General features: G+C 50.9%; 14 protein-coding genes. 4 read left to right on the top strand and 10 right to left on the bottom strand.

Annotated elements, in window-relative coordinates:
* Window positions 1-6: 6 nt before the first annotated feature.
* The 8 genes from CBR65_RS22505 to CBR65_RS12080 all read right to left on the bottom strand — a co-directional run bounded on the left by CBR65_RS22505 (window position 7) and on the right by CBR65_RS12080 (window position 10021).
* On the bottom strand, window positions 7-1926 hold the full coding sequence (locus CBR65_RS22505; protein WP_232461188.1) for a cellulose binding domain-containing protein: 1920 nt from the start codon (window positions 1924-1926) through the stop codon (window positions 7-9).
* A 150-nt stretch (window positions 1927-2076) separates the two neighbouring features.
* The gene (locus tag CBR65_RS22500; RefSeq protein WP_232461187.1) at window positions 2077-2901 is read right to left on the bottom strand and encodes a DUF2214 domain-containing protein; all 825 of its coding nucleotides are present in this window, start codon (window positions 2899-2901) and stop codon (window positions 2077-2079) included.
* A 757-nt stretch (window positions 2902-3658) separates the two neighbouring features.
* Window positions 3659-5896: a cellulose binding domain-containing protein gene (locus CBR65_RS12100; protein ID WP_087467085.1), complete on the bottom strand. Its 2238-nt coding sequence runs from the start codon at window positions 5894-5896 to the stop codon at window positions 3659-3661.
* A 280-nt stretch (window positions 5897-6176) separates the two neighbouring features.
* Window positions 6177-6974 carry a PoNe immunity protein domain-containing protein gene (locus CBR65_RS12095; RefSeq protein WP_232461442.1) on the bottom strand — a complete coding sequence of 266 codons (798 nt, stop codon included), beginning with the start codon at window positions 6972-6974 and terminating at the stop codon, window positions 6177-6179.
* 26 nt (window positions 6975-7000) lie between these two features.
* Window positions 7001-7756: a PoNe immunity protein domain-containing protein gene (locus CBR65_RS12090; RefSeq protein ID WP_087467084.1), complete on the bottom strand. Its 756-nt coding sequence runs from the start codon at window positions 7754-7756 to the stop codon at window positions 7001-7003.
* Window positions 7757-7795: 39 nt separating this feature from the next.
* On the bottom strand, window positions 7796-8941 hold the full coding sequence (locus CBR65_RS22495) for a hypothetical protein (protein WP_232461186.1): 1146 nt from the start codon (window positions 8939-8941) through the stop codon (window positions 7796-7798).
* A 10-nt stretch (window positions 8942-8951) separates the two neighbouring features.
* Window positions 8952-9116 (bottom strand): hypothetical protein, encoded by a 165-nt coding sequence (locus tag CBR65_RS22100; protein ID WP_157672056.1) that lies wholly within the window; start codon window positions 9114-9116, stop codon window positions 8952-8954.
* Entirely contained in the window at window positions 9113-10021 is a 909-nt protein-coding gene (locus CBR65_RS12080) for a beta-ketoacyl synthase N-terminal-like domain-containing protein (protein WP_157672055.1), read from the bottom strand. The genes CBR65_RS22100 and CBR65_RS12080 overlap by 4 nt, the downstream gene beginning before the upstream one ends.
* A 418-nt stretch (window positions 10022-10439) precedes the next feature.
* On the opposite strand from CBR65_RS12080, the gene CBR65_RS12075 reads away from it, so the two are divergent.
* Window positions 10440-11534: a porin gene (locus tag CBR65_RS12075; protein ID WP_232461185.1), complete on the top strand. Its 1095-nt coding sequence runs from the start codon at window positions 10440-10442 to the stop codon at window positions 11532-11534.
* Between the two features lie 17 nt (window positions 11535-11551).
* Window positions 11552-13558 (top strand): choline BCCT transporter BetT, encoded by a 2007-nt coding sequence (locus CBR65_RS12070; RefSeq protein WP_087467082.1) that lies wholly within the window; start codon window positions 11552-11554, stop codon window positions 13556-13558.
* Between the two features lie 80 nt (window positions 13559-13638).
* Here the strand turns inward: CBR65_RS12070 and CBR65_RS12065 are convergent, their stop codons facing one another.
* Complete coding sequence (locus CBR65_RS12065; RefSeq protein WP_087467081.1) at window positions 13639-13848, bottom strand: cold-shock protein; 210 nt, start codon at window positions 13846-13848, stop codon at window positions 13639-13641.
* A 210-nt stretch (window positions 13849-14058) separates the two neighbouring features.
* Window positions 14059-14961 carry a LysR family transcriptional regulator gene (locus CBR65_RS12060; protein ID WP_087467080.1) on the bottom strand — a complete coding sequence of 301 codons (903 nt, stop codon included), beginning with the start codon at window positions 14959-14961 and terminating at the stop codon, window positions 14059-14061.
* Window positions 14962-15061: 100 nt separating this feature from the next.
* On the opposite strand from CBR65_RS12060, the gene CBR65_RS12055 reads away from it, so the two are divergent.
* Window positions 15062-15391, top strand: a complete 330-nt coding sequence (locus tag CBR65_RS12055) for a nuclear transport factor 2 family protein (protein WP_087467079.1) — start codon at window positions 15062-15064, stop codon at window positions 15389-15391.
* Complete coding sequence (locus CBR65_RS12050; protein WP_087467078.1) at window positions 15388-16170, top strand: SDR family oxidoreductase; 783 nt, start codon at window positions 15388-15390, stop codon at window positions 16168-16170. Before CBR65_RS12055 ends, CBR65_RS12050 begins: the two co-directional genes overlap by 4 nt.
* Window positions 16171-16178 lie beyond the last annotated feature (8 nt).

Here is a 16178-nt window from a genome sequence, read left to right as displayed (position 1 = left end):
CTCCAATTAGCGCGCATCAAATACAAGCGCGAAGTCCACAGGTACTGCCGCGCTGATAGATGTCAGGTTGGCAATGGAACGCAAGGCTTCCACACCGTCGGTCAGATCGAAATCTGCCGCGCGCGGTAGCACCGGCGCCATGCTTTGCACCAGAACACGCGAGTTCGACAGACGCTGTACCGACACGCGTGTCGTAACGGTTGTGCTTACGCCGTGCAGATTAACGCTGGCACTGATGTCTGTTTGCGTGGTTTGTCCGGCAGACAGGGAGCTCAGCAAGGTGGCTGGTACGTCAACCGTGATTGTTGCTGTGGGGTAACTGGCTGTTTCAAACAACAGGTCGCGCATCCGCTGGTTGCGTATGTCAATACCGGTGTTGACGCTGTCCAGTTCAATGGTCACCGTAGCTACACCACCAGTGCTGATAAAGCCACTCAGTGAGCCGAAGCTATGCACTTCTACGTTATGGGTATTTTTGGTGGTTACGAAGTTCAGGTAAGACGCTTCGGTATCCAGGTCCCAGGCCGCATTGGTGTTGGTCGAGGAATTTGCAGAGCTTGCCACGCTGCTGTTTGCTGCACTCGATGAGCTCACGGCAATGCTGGAAGCAACACTTGATGCAACGGAAGAAACAACAGAAGAAGCCACTGAACTGGATGATGGAACAACACTGGATGCAACAGAACTTGCGCTGCTGGAACTGGTGGGGAGTGTTGTACCGCAACCAATGGGCTCGGTAGACAACACGATATCGTCCATCCAGACATCAGCAGTATTGCCACTGAAACTGTGGAAACCGAACATCGCGTAGTTAAATTTATCGCTCAGCCAATTGGCTGGCAGGGTTCCGTTATTCCAATCGTTGGCAGACGTAACTGAATGGACCAGGCTGCCATTCACCCACATGCGCAACTCGTCGTAAGCGGTGTCAGCGTAATAAGCTGTTTCTACGCAGTACCACACATTGGGAGATAATTGCGGGCCGCTATTCCATTGCGACATTTTCGGCGCGATGTTATCGCTGGGTACGTGGTTGGTGCCTAGCACACCTTTAATTTGGCCCACGCGAATTTCGTCATCGGCATTCTGGGTTCTTTTGATTCCCATAATGTGTTCATGGTTATCGCCGGGATCATTACCCAATACTTTGCTGAGGTTGACATAAGCACGCATGTGCAAACGTTGTGTACCAGCAGGCAACGCGCGAACAATTTGCGCCGGATTTTGACCGCCGCGGAAGTGAATGGAATTGCTCCCGTTGTAAGATTTGCTGTTATCGATCAGTGCATAGTTGCCTGAACTTTGGTTGTTGTTATTGCCGTTAAATATCCAACCAATAAAGGTACTCCAACCGCTCGGGCCGGCACCGACAGTACCGTTTTCAAAGCCTTCACTGAAGAAAACGCCGTTGCCGTTGGGAACAGATGAACTGCTTGCCGTTGAAGAGGGTGCAGAGCTGGCCGGCGCGGATGAACTTGCCGGTGCAGATGAGCTGGCCGCAGAAGAGGTGCTGCCGCCACACGCACTACCGGTCACTGTAGGAACTTCCGCCGCTGCTGCGCCTTTGCTTCCCTGGAAACCAATCTCAACCGTTTGATTCGGTTGAATGTTGGCATTCCAGTTTAAATTGGACGCGGAATAGGGATTAGTACCGGTGTAGTTGGCATTCCAGTTACTGGTCAAGCGGTTGTCACCGCTGTATTGCCAATTCACGCTCCAGCCGTTAATTGCACTGGTACCGGTATTGGTAATTCTGATTGCAGCAGTGAAGCCGGTGCTCCATTGGTTAGTCACGACATACTGGCAAGCAGCATAAACTTGGGTCGAGAAGGCCGCGCTAGCCAGGGAAAGTCCTAGCAGGTACAAAGACCGGGCCAGCCTTCCCCTTCGGCGCGGGGTAATCGCAGAGGCTGTAATTCTACTCATCTTGTCTTCCTCTTAAGTGAATGCCGAGCAAGCTCGGCAACGGTCCAACAACAGCCTGCGGTCATTATTTCCACTACGCGCCACAGGTTAGTCGAAGGGTAAAAAGACTCGAAACTGCATCGATTCGAGCGGTTTAAAAAAATGGTTAACTCATGTTTTGGAAACGCTATTGGCAAGGGAAATGGATTCCGAAAGCATCGGCTGCTCATCGTCCGCGTGCGCGTCATGTTTTTTTGTCGCGAAGAGCGAACGCATAATGAAGCAACCCACCACACAGGCGGTGGCGAGTAAGCCGATATTCATGTACATCACGGTGCGGGATGCTTCCGCCGGATTCCAGGGGTGGGCGATGCCGAGGTAGCAGGCGAACAGCCAGGCGAACGCAGAGATGGAACCGCAAAACACAACCAGCAGTTTTTCAACATTGTTTAAGTCCAGGATTCCGCGGCTTGAGAAAACAGTAGAGCCAAAGATGCAGGCCGTGCCGATCAGGCCGAGATAAATAAACATGATGAAGCTGTATTCGAGGGTGTAATTCCAGCCGCGTGCAATGCCCAGATAGCAGGCAAACAACCAGGAAACGGTGGAAACACAACCGGTGAGTATCACAAGGGTTTTTTCGATGCGGCCCAGTCCCAACACACCGCCGCTGGAGGCAACACGCGGAAAACTGAAATGATGCAGCACCACTCCGTTGATGGTCAGCACAACGACCACGGTGAACTTGGCCCAGATCTTCTGGTTCGTCAGGTACTCCGGATTATCAAGGTAACCGATCAATACCAGCGTCAATCCCGACACCCAAAGCACACTGAGCGCGATGGAAATAATGCCCGCCGCGCGTTTCAATTCCTTGATGCTGTATACCGACATGGGCTTGCCGCCGGTCTTGGCTAACACCAGGTCCTGCATTAACAAAATGCCCACGGCAACGCAGGCTGCTATCAAATGAACATAAACAATTAAGGTTTTCATTGGTTAGTCCGGTTGTTTTATTTGTTATTTGTGAACCAATCACCGTCACGATTGTGAAAATGATTGCGCTAACATTTTTATCTAACACACCTCTGCCTAATGAAGAAAAACAGCAGTAGTTAAAGGGATAACGCGTTTTTCGGGCAATAAAAATCAGTTGCGCTTTTAACAGCACAAAAATGATTGTGATGGGCCGGTGAAGTTGTAAAACGACTGGAAAATAGTTGTTTTACAGGATACTGCATGCGATGAACGCTTTGACTATCACGGCTCGGTACAGCTTTTTAATTATGTTTTGTCGCTAGTAGTTATATTTTTACCAGTACTGACACCGACAATGCGTGGGTGGTGTTGAGTAGTGGTAGCGATACCATGAGCGGGATTTTACAAAAATTTGCCCTACAGTCCACAAGTATTTCGTCGTTTTTAATGTAAATCAGCCGGGAAACACACATTTTGTCGTCTGAATTTATATTTTGTGATCGATTTAAAAAAGCGCAAGAAAAAATTCGAAAAAAATTTGTCGCAAAAAATAATAATCGAAATTTCGTTTGGAAATTGATTGAATAATTTTTAATTTAAAAAGTGAATTTAAAACTTTTTTCGGTCCAAACTTTTACTAATTAAAAAACTTTTTATTTATTTCGAATTAAATGGATTTTCAAATTTTTGATAGCGACTTCACAACACAACAACCAAGCAGGACACAAATCCCTGGCCTGCCTGGTTGCAGCGGTTTAGATGAAGAAATAATCCTTTACAAATGCATAGGTGCTGCGCCAGTCAACTCGACTTCATATTGCAGGCCGATAGCATCGGGGCTGCTGGTCGTACTTTCGAAGGCGTTATAGAGGTACAAATTGTTGGGCGTGTTAGCAACCACCAGACTGACTTCTTCGTTATTCGCAACCGCCGTATTGGCCGCACCGTTCACCAGGTCCACATAACGCACGCTGCCGGATTGCGTATTGCGGATACTTAAGGTCGCGGTGAAATTGCTATCGCTCAATCCGTTACCGAGATTAATAACGCGCGCGTTCACTGTGCCACTGCTCACGCTGAGCGGCGTAATGTTGGCGCCGCCATATAAAGGTGCGCGATCCGCCTTCACGCGATAACGACCGCTACCGAGCGCCGTTAAATTGGCATAAGCGCGTGTTCTGAATCCGGCGTTATTGCGTGTACTTAAATAGCGCGCCTGAGCTTTGGGGTGATTGATATCCAGATACGCCATGCGCGCCCAATACCGGCCAAGCACACGTTGTGCAGAAACTGGCGCGGTCAAACGGGCCAACACATGCAAAGGCGTTTCATTGTTGCGCAGATGATTGCTCATCAAATCCGGCACCGCCATGCGTCCGAGGCCGGGATACTGATCCGGATTTTTGGTCAGGTAAGTCAGGAATGGCCACGCCTGATAATAATTGCGCGTGCTGACAATTTGCAGATGCGATAAAGCGATGTTGGCTTCCAGATCGATGATGGTATCCCGGTCGCGTTGCAAACCGTTGCGCACACGCACGTCTTCACACAAGGCATCGGTGTTATACGTATCCGCCACCCAGTTAGCCACGGTTTCCCACCAGGCGCCGGTGCGACCTTGATCCACCCAGGTGTAATCGGTGTACGTCAGACTGTGGCCGAATTCGTGTACCGCCGTTTCCGGACGATTGATGGCGTTGTCGCGAAACTCGATAAAGCTCAAGCGATACTGGGCATCCGCACCCATAGCGCCGCCAGCATTCAGCGTCGTGGTCGAATAGAGGTTCATCTTGTAGTAAGGACCGCTATCACTGTTCGCGGATAAACTCGTGGAGCGAAAACCCCATTCATTCACAAAACATTCGTAAGCCGCTTCCAGGTGCGACAAACCAAATGCAATCTGACTGGACGACACATTTGCCAGATTACCCTGGCCGCCGTTTAATCCATTGCCACCGTAATACGCGCGGAAACGATCAGTATCCATATATAAGGCGTTAGACGTGTTCACATCAAAGCGCGTGAACTCAGTGGTAACTGCACGATAGGGCACCGGGCCGCCGGTATTGCCCGAACTGCTGGAGCTGCTGCTTGAACTGGAATTACCCGTTGCCACACCATACACACGCCACTCAAGAATCCCGGTGGACTGCTGGGTGTTCAACATGGACACGCGCAAACGATTGGTTTCAATCTCATCGAACTCAAGGTCATTAAACGCATTCTCGGTTAACGGCACCTCGCCCGCGTAAATCCAACTGCTGCCATCCCAATACTCAACGTAGGCCGTGGTAGGCACTAACACACCGCCGTTGTCATCGAACCAATAGATTTGTGCGCGCTCCAGGCGCTGTTGTTGCGGCCATTCGTATTGCACCCATTGAATCGAATTCGGATTGTTCCAATTGCCGTAAGCGCCACTGGATTTATCGTTGGAGTTGGATGGATTGCTGTTGTCATTCACCGCGCTTAAGGTTTCCCACGGCGATACATAAGACGTCGTCGCAACAGCCGCCAGTGCAATATTGGTTGCCGTAGGTGCGACCGAACTGTCGCTGGAGGCTGCCAAAGAACTGCTACTTGAAGAGGGCGCAAGACTACTGCTCGATGAAGAAACCGAACTGGACGTATTGCTCGTTCCGCACAGCGCTCCTGTAACCTGCGGCGTCTCCACCGGCCCGCCGTTGGTCACACCCTGAATGCCAAACTCCACCGATTGGCCCGGTGCAATAGAACGGTTCCAACCGACATTGCTCGCCGAATAATTTCCACTTAGCTGCGCATTCCATGCGTTGGTAACGGCGTTAGTTTGATAGCTCCAATTAACTTGCCAGCCATTAATCGTTGACGAGGTGTCGTTCGTGATACGGATTGCCGCCGTAAAACCCGCATCCCAGTTATTTGAAACCTGATAACTGCATGCAGCAAACACATTCGGCGTAAGCAATAAACTACCGGTTGCCACACCGGCAAAACACAGCGCACGGCGCCGTTTAGATATGATACTTTTCATAGGGAGTCCTCCACCACAGGTAAGCCCGCAGCTTCCATTGGTAGTGAGTTGATTGAGGGAAAAATTATTTTTTTATTGATAAAACGCGATCAATGACCGAGTGGGGCGCAGCGAACAATAACAACTCCGCCACAACGAAACGTGGCGGAGTACGCAGAATTTCCAGCTTGCGCATGATTCGTTGCGGGGTTGTGATGGGGTGCAAGAAATGGGTTAGGCTCAGTTGAGGTAGTCAAGTTCGCCAAGGATGTCGCGAACATTGATATTTTTTTGGGGTGATTTACAGAGACATATCTGCAGGATAGTGCCAATGATCTTTGAAAGAAGTGGTGTCCACATTCAAGAGATTAGCCACGAGTGCGGCCTCAAGACTCCAATATCCAAAATAAAAGTCCCAGTTGCCTCCTTCGGCATTTTCTTTGTTGTGGTTGTTATACCAGGCTGCTTGCCAACAGTTTGAATACCAATCTTTCAGGAACGCATTAACGTACATGATCTGTTGAGATGGTGACGCGTCAAATGCAGATAGGAGTGGGCGATATAAATGCGGATAAAGCAAGTTGGGCGCGAGGATTTGATTTTCGTCGCCAAGCGCAATGGCAATGCGATCCAATAATGTATCCTCACCGCGATTGCCTATGCAGCTCAAAATTTCCAGGCAATGATCTTGCGGCTGTTGTGTTGTAACGGCAAGAGATAGCCACCAGAGCACATTGATATATCGGGTGATGTAATGTGTTTCCCCTGCTTCACTTTTGCCCGACATTTTCTCAAATTGTTCACGATATACCTGTTGTCTTGCTGGCAAAGTAGCTGCTTTTTCAAAGTAAAGTTTTTTAGCCTTCAATATCTCTGCGACTTTTGGCTTGAGTGCCTGAAGTGGTTCGCCTGCGGAATAGCAGGCGATTGTATACATCAATGTAAGTTCAAATATGTCATTGGCTACAAAAGTTTGCTCATCGGGTAAAGGCATAGAGCCGTCATCTAATGCATGATGAAGATTCTCAATGCCTTCCAGATACTGGGGTAATAGTGCATTGAAGTAATCCTTGGATTTCCGTGTGTCTCTAAGCATCATCACCTCAGATTCGTTTTCTTGTTTGATTAGCGCGTATGAACCAGATCGGCTGGATAGTAGCGATGATCACGGAATCCGGTGTCATCTATGCCAAATAATTTGACGATCAAAGCAGCTTCGTAACACCAGTAACCACGGTATCCGAAGTTATTGGTAATTTCATGGGTCTCATAGAATCCTTGTTTAACACAGGCAGGATACCAATCATCCAAGAATTTGTTCATTAGTTCGGCTTGTTGGCTGGGGTTGGATTCTATTGCATCAAGTATTGCTTTATAAGGAATTTTATACAGCACCTTGTCCGCAACAGGACGATTAGTATCACCTAGCATAACTGCGATTCGGTCGTAAATAATATCTAGTCCATCATTGTCTACAAGTTGAAGAAGCTTCATTAAATATTCCTGATTTGCTTCTAGACTTACCGCAAATGACAGCCACATGAACGTCTTTTTATACGTTGAAAAATCTAATCTTTCCCACTCTACGCGACGATCCATTTCTTCTTCTGGTAAAGCATCGGCATATTTTTTTTGCAGCTCTCGATACTTCAATAAATCGACAAGATCCTGTTTTAACTCAACAAGAGCGTCTCCGCGAGAATAACGATACTCGATGCGATCTTGCATGAGACGGCAAAGTCCTGCGGCTCCTCCCATTCTCCCATAAGGCTTTAGTTTCTCAGGCTGGTCCAAACGCAATAAATAGCGCGCGATGCTGTTATCTACGTCCTTTATAGCTTCATCAAAATAGGATTTATTTCTTAGTTTATCGCGTAACATTTTTAGCCTCATTTAATCATTTAAAGTTAAGTGATGCTGTTATGGAATGATATTGGTGCTAGTGCTGCCATCTGGATTCACTCGGATCAGGATCTTTTCCACTGTTCCATCACCGAACTCCAGACCTTCTTTAATCGCATTTAAATCCGTTGGTGATAGTCCAGCTTTCTCCAATCTGTCGCTACCCATAACCCAGCTATCACTCATCTGCGTTCCGTCAGCAGTATTACCTAATCTTGCAGTTCCATATTTCGCTTCAGTAATCACATAATCTGGCGGTGGATTTGGATGTCTATAGACACCATCAATACCGGTTTGGCCTGGGCTATAAGTGCCATTGGTATTGCCTAAAGGCTCATAGCCATCAGCGACCATCTTATCGTGCGCTGTTCGTTCGCCAATAGCGGCTTTTTGATGATTCGTCAGAGGGGTTGAATTCCGTCTGTCGGGTGGTACTTCTGTGGTTACGGTATGCTTTTGATCGGTGTCACCGGATAAATTTCTCCGCAACTTCTTCCTTTTCAACAGCTTTCCTAAATTTCTGAAAATCGACCCCAGACTTTTCAGTTTTCCCGCATGACGAATCTTGCTCACACCCTGAGCGACATTGCCGATACCGCCGGTGAACATCAGCAGCAGGGCAGTCAGCACAATCTCAAACACACCGCCGCCGGCAAACTCGGCCCATTCAATACTCGATTGCGCACCGGCGTAATCTTTACCAAATTGAACGAGCATGTCGAGGGATTCAGGATCATCAGCGATGAAGGCGGTGATCTCGTAGGCTTCGGCAAAGATATTTTTGAGGTTTTGTAAGCCTTCAGCAGATAAATGGCTGGGATCTATGCCGAGGATGCGGGCGATGTCTTGTATTTCTTCGTCCTGCATGTTCTGTATAAAACTCTGCTTCCATTGTGCAGAGGTGAGTTCGCCATCGTGATAGCTAGTGTAGGCAGCGTGGAGTGCATTGCTGAGTCGTTCAAAAGGGCTGAGGTATACAGCAATCTCAGCAGTTTTTACCACGACATCCTTGGCAAAGGTGACCAAGCCAACGGCGCCATTCCAGATCCCCGTCACATACGCGCCGTAATGACTGCCTGCTTGCTCTAATGCACTTTGCTGCGCGAGTTCGGCTTCATGTTGTGCGGCTTCGGCGCGTTGTTCGGCGATAATCGCGTCGAGCACGGCTTTGATGTCAGCGCGCGTGCGTGCCAGCCCAGGTCATGCCTTCGCTGTCGGTCGCGACGAAGCGGCCTTTAACCGGTCTGCCGTTGGCGTATTTGTATTCCACGATGACCCAATGCGGTCGATCCGGATCGACGATGGTGGTTACGGCAATGGCTTCTCCTAACTGCGTCATGCTGAGATCCTTTCGGGTATCAAACAAACGGCGGCGCGGTAGGCGCTGTCTGATGAAGTGCAAATTAACGTATGAGAGGGTGAGGTTTTTGTGAAATTTGAATAGGCAGCCAGTGCGATCAAAGCGCCGCCGGTGGCAGCACCGAGGTCACCAAAACAATCGGCAGGATGTTGGTGCTTCATATCGTTAAAGCGGTGACTGGATCGCGTGACGGCCACACCGAGTTCTTTGGCCCAATAACTTTCGCCATTACTGCTGCTAAACAGGTATTCAATCTTGTGCGGTTCGGGTAATTGGTTCAGCGCTTGTTGTACTGCCGCATCCAGCCCTTCGCCGCGATACGGCGCTTCACTGTAAATATGGCCCGGCTCCTGGCTAAAACCCGGTTCAGTCAACGCGATGACCAAGCCGTTTGTGATCATCGCATAGGCGGGATTATTGGTGAGCAGTAAAAAGGCAGCGCCTTCGCCGGGTACAAAGGTGTCGGCGTGGCGGTGCGGGCTGGCAGATTTCAATCGCTCGGTACTATCCAGAAACTTCAGCCAGGCGGAATGCTGGCAACTATCAATACCGCCAATCAATACATGATCGTGCTGGCCGCTACATAAATAAAATTGTGCAAGACGCAGTGCTTCAAGGACGCCGGTGCGCCCGGTACCGATCACACGGCTCGCACTGTAAAGAATTGGCAGGTCTACCTGTGTTTTTAACGCAGATAAAAAATTGGCAGGTAACTGATTAACTAAACCGGGATAATTTTCAGGCCCGGCCAATATCAGCGGCACCGGCTCACCGCGATAATGTGACAAGGCCTCTTGCGCTGCCACCTGCGTCATTTGCAATAAACGCTCATCGCGAAAATTGAGCAGCTCTGTTTCTTCAATTGACTCTGCAAGTGGTGGCAATACATCGTCCGGCACTAACGCCAATGTGATTTGGTAATGATCAAAGGAATGATAAATTGAAAGGGACTGGTCCGCGTTTTGGTTTGACGCGATTGTAGCCTAATCGCAAAATATTTCTGCGCAGTGACAATAATGAAGAGGAATAAATACAAGCCAGATAATTTGAGAAATGAAAATTAAAAATTTGCACGAAAAAATAATCCAGACACCGAAAACTAAAAAATAAAGAAATACGTTTATCTATTCACGCGCCTTTCATTGGCGTACTCGCGAATTTTGAACTACTAATTACATTCACCCGAAAAAAATGTAGCCGCGTGCGGCGATGCTTTGGCGCATCTTTCTGTGTTCGCACCTTGCTATTGTGGGGTTGTGGCTCCGTCTTCCGTGACGAAATCGTTCAGGAGGAACAACAGCAATGATGAAACCATTAATCAGCAAACAATTTACGAGTCTGGCACTTCTCGGCTTGATGGTAAGTGCGAGCACTAACATCGCCCTCGCAGAGAGCACCTTGTCCGGGGGTGTATGGGGCACGTATCAATACTTGCCGGATGACAAAGCCAATACCAACACCAACGGCGAATTCACCGGCGAGGCGCTGATCATTTACGCCGACGGCAAAGCGGAGGCGGGCGGCAAGTGGCTGTATTCTGCGGAGGCGCGCTTCGGTCCCGGCAGTTTCACCGATCCCGACAACAACAGCACCGGCGATCAATTCACCTTGCATAAAGCCTGGGTAGGCTGGCAGTTAAACGAGCAGCACAGTGTGCGCGTCGGCAAATCCCAGGTGCCTTTCGGATGGAAGACCGTCAACTTCTGGCCCGGCGATATCCTGCTGGCCGGTTTTGGTGATCAGATGGATGTCGGCTTCAAACTCAGCGGCACGCAAACCCGCTGGCACTACGATCTGGCCTATTACGTCGCCGACGATTGGGGCGGCACCAGCACTGATACCGTGGACGACAATGGCCATTGGGGCAGCTCAACCACCTTTCGCAAAGTGCAAACCCTGGTGGGCAATCTCGCCTGGAACATCAACCCCGACAACCGTGTGGGCGTATCGGTGCAAAGCGGGCAGTTGCAGGATTTAACCGGCACACCCGACAAGCCCACCAGCGGCGCTCACGAGGCTTACGTGATCTACCTGGAGGGCGAACACGAACAGTGGTTTTACAAAGCGTCTTACATCCAACAGCAGCGTTCACTACCCGATGCATATCAACTCATGGCCGGACTGCCAGAGGACATTGAAAACACCCGCATTGCCGCCGAAATTGGCTACAACCGGGGCGATTGGGCGTTTTACCTCGATGCCTCTATGGCCCAGCCCGACACCCAGGGCAACGACGCCGACGACGTAACCGCCTTCGCCCCCGGCGCGCGCTACGACTACGGCCCCGGCTGGCTCTACATCGAATACCTGACCCAGGACGGCTTCGTCGACCGCGACGGTCAGGTCGGCGAAGGCGACTTCGACGCGCTCTACATCTCGCTCGATTTTTATTTCTAACCGCATCAGGAGGCAGCATGTCCGATCAGCCCACCCATGACGCCATCACCGACCCGGAGCGCAAACCCTGGATCAAGATCAACCCGCCGGTCTTTATCGGCTCCGGCGGATTGTGTGTGCTCTTCGTCGCCTTCGCGGTCATCTGGCCGGACGCCGCCAGCACGCTGTTCGGCGCTATCCAGAGCTGGGTCATCCATACCGCTGGCTGGTTTTATATCCTCGCGGTCGCACTGTTTTTGTTGTTTGTGGTGATTCTCGCCACCTCGCGTTACGGACTGATCAAATTGGGACCGGACCACAGCGAACCCGATTACAGCTACGTCTCCTGGTTCGCCATGTTGTTTTCCGCCGGTATGGGCATCGGCCTGATGTTCTTCGGCGTGGCTGAGCCGGTGATGCACACCATGAATCCGCCGGTGGCAGAAGCGGGCAGTGTTGAAGCCGCCCGTGAAGCTATGCGCATCACCTTTTTCCACTGGGGCGTGCACGCCTGGGCGATTTATGCGGTGGTCGCGTTATCGCTGGCTTATTTCGCGTTCCGTCACAACCTCCCGCTCACCATTCGCTCGGCGTTTTACCCGCTGATCGGCGAACGGATCTACGGACCTATCGGTCACACGGTGGATATTTTTGCGGTACTGGGCACGCTTTTCGGCGTGGCCACCTCGTTAGGTTTTGGCGTGATGCAAGTAAATGCCGGCCTCAATTATTTATTCGATATGCCTATCTCTATTGGCTGGCAAATTTTGTTGATCGCGGTGATTACCGGCTTCGCCACCATCTCTGTGGTGATGGGCCTGGACGGCGGCATTCGTCGTATCTCCGAGCTGAATTTAATTCTCGCGGTGGTGCTGTTGGTGTTCGTACTTTTCGCTGGCCCCACGGTGTATTTGCTGCAAACCTACGTGCAGAATATCGGCGCGTATATTTCCGGCCTGGTGGCCACCACGTTTAATCTTTATGCCTACGAACCCAGGGGCTGGATCGGCGGCTGGACATTGTTCTATTGGGGCTGGTGGATTGCCTGGTCGCCCTTTGTCGGGATGTTTATCGCGCGGGTTTCGCGCGGGCGCACCATCCGCGAATTTGTGATCGGTGTGCTGCTGGTGCCGGTGGGTTTCACCTTTATGTGGATGACCTTCTTCGGCAACAACGCGCTGCACATGATCATCGACCAGAACATCATCCAGATGGCCGACGCGGTCGCGGCAGACACTTCGGTCGCGCTGTTCCAATTCCTTGAATATTTACCCTTCTCCACCATTTCATCCTTGATCGCCACGGTGTTGGTCATCACGTTTTTTGTTACTTCATCCGACTCCGGCTCGCTGGTGATCGACATGCTCACCTCCGGCGGCACCAATGAAGACACGCCGGTATGGCAACGTATCTTCTGGTCCGTCTCCGAAGGTTGCATCGCTGCTGCACTCTTGCTTGCAGGTGGACTGGCCGCCCTGCAAACCGCCACCATCGCCAGCGCCTTGCCCTTTGCCATTGTGATGCTGCTGATGTGCTGGGGTCTGGCTCGTGCTTTACGTCTGGAAGTTGTTAAGCGCGACCGATTGCAAGGCGCCATGCTCGCTCCCCGCGTCGCCATCCGCCCGGTCAGTTGGGAGATGCGTTTAGCGCGCATCATTCATCATCCGAGTTATGAAGAAGTCATGCAATTTTTCAACAGCATGGTAGAGCCCGCATTAAAACGCGTGGAAAATGAATTCACCAAACGCGGCCTGGAGGCAACCGTCAGTCGCGACGACAATGATCGAATCTGGATCGAAGTTAACCATGGCGACGAAGTGGATTTTTTCTACTCCGTTCATGCGCGACCTTACATACCACCGTCTTTTGCCATGCGCGACACCACCGCCAAGCGCGGCAAAGCGCTTAAATATTTTCGTGCAGAAGTGTATTTAAAAGAAGGTGGCCAGGATTACGACATCATGGGCTGGACGGAAGATCAGGTCATTGCGGATGTGATAGATCAATATGAAAAACATATGCATTTTTTGCATGGACTGCGTTGAATAAAAAAAGGCGAGATCCGAAGATCTCGCCTTTTAATTTTCACACCAGTGCTTTGCTGCACTGATAAGCTACCTGAATTTTAGATAGCTTGAATATTTTCAGCTTGCGGGCCTTTTTGGCCTTGAGTCACGGTGAAGCTAACGGCCTGACCTTCAACAAGGGTTTTGAAACCTGAACCGGAAATAGCGCTGAAATGAGCAAAAACATCCGCACCGGATTCTTGTTGAATAAAACCGAAACCTTTAGCTTCGTTGAACCATTTTACAGTGCCAGTAGTAGATTTAGACATAGTGTTACCTATTAAACAAAAGTAGATTTACCCGAAAGGGCGTTGGGCAGGAAGGCAGGAAATTACTTATGTAAACAGGACGAAATGCTAATACTGGAACTTCGAAGTGAGGGCATAAATACTAAACGTACTTTCAAGCTGGGTTCGAGTCTACGCGCATCCAGCGCTATGTCAACAAATGATTTTCTGCAAGCGTAACCGTGCCCACGTTCAGCTTATGTCACGATCAAGCAGGCAATCGATAAAAGCGCGAAGCGACGGAAGAATGTGACGACGATTGGAGTAATAAAGATATAGCCCCGGCATCGTCGGAGACCAGTCAGCGAGAATACGCTTCAGCTTTCCACTTTCTAATGCCTCAGCGATCCCATCATCATTGTATGCGTAGAAAATACCTAATCCTTGCAGCGCAGCGGGTACAACGATGTCCTGGTGATTCGAAATCACCGAGCCACTAACAATGGCTTCGATATTGTTATTTTTATTTTCGAAATTCCACCCGGCAATTTTGCCACTGCCTGGAAAGCGCCAGTTGATACACGCGTGGTGATGTAAGTCGGCGGGCGTTTTAGGTTCGCCATGTTTCGCAAGATATTCAGGCGAGGCGACGGCGAGCAATTTGATGTCCGGTGTGAGACGAACTGCAATCATATCTTTTTGCAAACGCCCGCCCACGCGGATGCCGGCATCGAACCCGCCGCTCACGATATCGCTCAGGCCATCATCAACCACGATGTCCAGTACCACATCGGGATAGGCTTCGTGAAAACGTCCGAGCCTCGGTGCAATGACTTTTTTCGCCGCCATACTTAGCGTGTTTATCCGCAACGTACCGGCGGTTCGACTCGTCGCACCAACCGCCTGTGCGACGGCATCGTCCATCTCACGCAGCATGGGAGCAATGCGTTCATGAAGCCGCCGCCCCGACTCCGTTGGCGAGACGCTCCGCGTCGTTCGATTGAGCAGGCGAACGCCCAGGCGAGATTCAAGCTGCCGCATGATCTGGCTGAGCGCCGACCGTGATAGCCCAAGATAATCGGCGGCGCGCGCAAAGCTCGCCCGATCAACAATTGCCACGAAGGCTTTTAACTCGGCAAATTCTGAACCACGCATTGTGCACTCTTCTCTACATAGTCTGATTAGATTGTAGGTGATTCTCTTGCCGATGCGAAAGCGCCATCCTAGGGGCTCTTTAACCTGGAGGGCCAACACAATGAACGAACTCAACTTACCTGAACCTATCGCCGCCTACTTCGAGGCAGATAAACGCGATGGCCAGGCCGTGGCACGCTGCTTTACAAAAGACGGGGTGGTAAAGGACGAGGGGCAAACCCACGTGGGCCTCGCTGCAATCGAAGCCTGGAAGACCGCAGCATCGGCACAATTTTCCTACGTTGCCAAGCCCGTCTCGTTCGACAAACAGGAGCGCCATTGCATCGTAACGGGCCGGGTGACCGGCGACTTTCCCGGCAGCCCGGTGGATCTTAAATATGTCTTCATGCTTGAGCGCGGCAAGATAGCATCACTGGAGATCACACTATGAGCTTCGATCTGCAACTGACGGGCATGCGTGCCCTGGTCACTGGTGGTGCTCGCGGGGTGGGTGCGGCGGTCGTTCAATCATTGGCGGAAGCGAACGCGCAGGTTGTAGCGGTTGCTCGCTCGCTGCCCAAACACTTAGTCGACAAGGTGCACCATATCGCGGCCGACCTAACGACAGCAGAAGGTGTCCGTCACACGGCAAACCTGGTGCAGCAGCATTTGGGTGGTATCGACATTCTCATTAATGTGGTCGGCGGTTCCAGCGCCCCCTCGGGTGGATTCGCAGTGCTGGATGATGCGGAATGGGCGAAAGAGCTTGACCTGAATCTCATGTCCGCCGTCCGCCTGGATCGCGCGTTATTGCCGTCAATGATCGCGCAACGTGCCGGGGTGGTCATCCACGTTACATCCATCCAGAACGTCCTGCCATTACCCGACGCGACTATTGCATACGCTGCCGCCAAGGCCGCGCTGTCGACCTACAGCAAGGCACTGTCGAAAGAAGTCACGCCAAAAGGCGTCCGCGTCGTACGTGTTTCACCCGGCTGGATCGAAACTGAAGCCGCCGTAGCGCTTGCCGAGCGATTGGCGACCCAAGCCGGTACGGATTATGAGGGCGGTAAGAAAATCATTATGGATGGGTTGGGTGGTATTCCCTTGGGGCGCCCTGCAAAACCCGGCGAAGTGGCAGACCTCATCACCTTTCTGGTGTCTCCGCGAGCGGCTTCGATATCGGGGGTTGAATACAGGATCGATGGTGGCACCGTGCCGACGGTTTGAATATAGTC

Origin of the sequence: Cellvibrio sp. PSBB006 (genome assembly GCF_002162135.1) — a bacterium.
GTDB lineage: Bacteria > Pseudomonadota > Gammaproteobacteria > Pseudomonadales > Cellvibrionaceae > Cellvibrio.
This window is presented reverse-complemented; position numbering and strand designations above follow the sequence as displayed.

Bases quoted from the DNA above. Each gene is read 5' to 3' on its own strand.
- CBR65_RS22505 (WP_232461188.1), bottom strand. From the start codon at position 1,926: ATGAGTAGAATTACAGCCTCTGCGATTACCCCGCGCCGAAGGGGAAGG.
- CBR65_RS22500 (WP_232461187.1), bottom strand. From the start codon at position 2,901: ATGAAAACCTTAATTGTTTATGTTCATTTGATAGCAGCCTGCGTTGCC.
- CBR65_RS12100 (WP_087467085.1), bottom strand. From the start codon at position 5,896: ATGAAAAGTATCATATCTAAACGGCGCCGTGCGCTGTGTTTTGCCGGT.
- CBR65_RS12095 (WP_232461442.1), bottom strand. From the start codon at position 6,974: ATGATGCTTAGAGACACACGGAAATCCAAGGATTACTTCAATGCACTA.
- CBR65_RS12090 (WP_087467084.1), bottom strand. From the start codon at position 7,756: ATGTTACGCGATAAACTAAGAAATAAATCCTATTTTGATGAAGCTATA.
- CBR65_RS22100 (WP_157672056.1), bottom strand. From the start codon at position 9,116: ATGACGCAGTTAGGAGAAGCCATTGCCGTAACCACCATCGTCGATCCG.
- CBR65_RS12075 (WP_232461185.1), top strand. From the start codon at position 10,440: ATGATGAAACCATTAATCAGCAAACAATTTACGAGTCTGGCACTTCTC.
- CBR65_RS12070 (WP_087467082.1), top strand. From the start codon at position 11,552: ATGTCCGATCAGCCCACCCATGACGCCATCACCGACCCGGAGCGCAAA.
- CBR65_RS12065 (WP_087467081.1), bottom strand. From the start codon at position 13,848: ATGTCTAAATCTACTACTGGCACTGTAAAATGGTTCAACGAAGCTAAA.
- CBR65_RS12060 (WP_087467080.1), bottom strand. From the start codon at position 14,961: ATGCGTGGTTCAGAATTTGCCGAGTTAAAAGCCTTCGTGGCAATTGTT.
- CBR65_RS12055 (WP_087467079.1), top strand. From the start codon at position 15,062: ATGAACGAACTCAACTTACCTGAACCTATCGCCGCCTACTTCGAGGCA.
- CBR65_RS12050 (WP_087467078.1), top strand. From the start codon at position 15,388: ATGAGCTTCGATCTGCAACTGACGGGCATGCGTGCCCTGGTCACTGGT.